Source organism: Streptomyces niphimycinicus (assembly GCF_018883605.1).
In the GTDB taxonomy this organism is placed as follows: domain Bacteria; phylum Actinomycetota; class Actinomycetes; order Streptomycetales; family Streptomycetaceae; genus Streptomyces; species Streptomyces niphimycinicus.
Window position 1 is genome coordinate 1 of the sequence record NZ_JAHLEM010000740.1, and the last position, 2,102, is coordinate 2,102.

2 protein-coding genes are annotated in these 2,102 nt (G+C 74.5%); both read left to right on the forward strand.

Annotated elements, in window-relative coordinates:
• The coding region (locus KN815_RS41510) for a trypsin-like serine peptidase (protein WP_507229926.1) at positions 1 to 376 on the forward strand (376 nt) is incomplete at its 5' end.
• Positions 377 to 479: 103 nt separating this feature from the next.
• On the forward strand, positions 480 to 1,874 hold the full coding sequence (locus KN815_RS41515) for a CoA transferase (RefSeq protein WP_216346956.1): 1,395 nt from the start codon (positions 480 to 482) through the stop codon (positions 1,872 to 1,874).
• Positions 1,875 to 2,102 lie beyond the last annotated feature (228 nt).

Below are 2,102 nucleotides of genomic sequence, written 5' to 3' on the forward strand. Positions count from 1 at the left end.
CGCCGGAACCTCCGTCTCCACTAACGGCCGGACGCTGGCCGAGACCGTGGGCGCGCAGGGCATCGCCTTCAACTGGCAGACCGGCCGCCATGTCCACTCCTTCGGCTACGGAGGCTCGGCCGCCGAGGGCAACGGCGAGCGGCTGAACCACTGCGAGGGCGATGAGTTCCCCGACGCGGGCCGCCCCGGCTCCACGATGTGGGGCATCGACTGCGTCCAGACCGGAGGGTCGAGCGGTGGCGGCTTCCTCGCCGACTTCTCGGGCGGCGGGGGCTATCTGATCGGCAACATCAGCGTCAGCGCGGGTGCGAATGAGTACCACCCGACGCTGGGCAATGAGGCCCTTGACCTCTACCGGCGGGCGGGCGCGGCGTAGGCCCAGCCCCGATCGCACGGCCCGCCCCCTCCGTCCCCGACCAGGAGGAGGGGGCGGGGCACTCGCCATACGGCGCCCCCGGGCCGCGGCGCACAATGAGCCCATGACGAGCAGCGACGCATCTCCGGACCCCGCCACCGCCGACGCCTGGACCGCCCTCGGCGGCGACCCGGCGCTGCTGGGGAAGGTGGCGTACCGCGCGGTGAGCGGGGGGCTGCCCGCCCGGCTGCCCGTGGCCGAACTGGCCCGCGCCACCGTGGGCGTGTGCTCGCTGGCCGCCGCCGAACTGGGCGCGCGGCGCTCCGGCGGGGCCGTTTTGGCGGTACGGGTCGACGAGGGGGCCGTGGCCACCGCGTTCGTCAGCGAACGGCATCTTCGTATCGACGGCCGGAAGCCCACCAACTTCGCCCCGCTGTCCGGCTTTTGGCGTGCGGCCGATGGCTGGGTCCGTACGCACGCCAACTATCCGCACCACCGTGCCCGGCTGCTCACCGGGCTCGGGCTGTCCGGCGACAGCGGGCCGGACGAACTCGCGGCGGCGCTGGCGGCGCGGCCCGCCCGGGTGATCCAGGAGACCGTCTATGCGGGGGGTGGGCTGGCCGTGGCTGTGGCGGAGCCGGGTGAGAGCGAGATTCCGCTTGCCGGGCTGCCGTTGGTCGAGTCCCGGCGGAGGGGGGAGGGCGCTTCGCGTCCGCGCTCGCTTCCGGCCTCGTTTCCGGAGGCGGCGCTGCCCGCGCGTGGTGTGCGGGTGCTCGATCTGACCCGGGTCATCGCCGGGCCGGTGGCCACCCGCACCCTGGCGCTGCTGGGTGCCGATGTGCTGCGTATCGACTCCCCGGGACTGCCCGAGGACCCGGACGCACACGCCGACACCGGCTTCGGCAAGCGCTCCGCCGCACTCGACCTCGGCGCGTCCGAGGACCGCCGGACCTTCGAGGCGCTGCTCGCCGACGCCGATGTGGTGGTCACCGGCTACCGCCCCGGCGCGCTCGACCGCTTCGGCCTCGACCCGGACGCCCTGCTGGAACGCCACCCCGGGCTGATCGTCGCGCAGTTGTGCGCATGGGGCTGGTCCGGGCCGTGGGCCGGGCGGCGCGGTTTCGACAGTCTGGTGCAGGCGGCGACTGGGATCGCCGCGGTGGAGGAGGCTGATGCGGATGGCCATCCTGGTGTGCTGCCCGCCCAGGCGCTTGACCACGGCACGGGGTATCTGCTGGCGGCGGGGGTGTTGCGGGCGCTGACGGAGCGGGAGGAGCTGGGCGGCGGGCGGCATCTGCGGCTGTCCCTGGCGGGCACGGCGTCCTGGCTGCTGCATGGGATCGCTTCCGTGCCCCGGGATGGCGGCCCCGCCCATGACCCGGCGCCGTGGCTGGCGGAGACCGCCTCCGACCAGGGAGTTCTGCGCTACGTCCGGTCCCCGGTCGCTACCCCGGACGGACCACTGGACTGGGCCCGCCCGCCCGGTCGTCTGGGCGCCGACGCCCCGCGCTGGCTCTGAGCCCGGGCAGGGGCGGATTTTCCCCTCCCCGCCCCTGCCCGAAGCATCGATATGCGGCCCCGCCGCGCGGCGCGGCTCCGCCCCGGACCCCGCTCCTCAAGCGCCGGAGGGGCTGGATTCGCTCCGCGTCGTCAGCGAGCGCTTGATCACCGGGGTGAGCTTCTGCTCGACGAAGCGGTAGAGCAGCCAGGCGAGGCCCAGCATCACCAGTACGGTCAGGGCGAACGT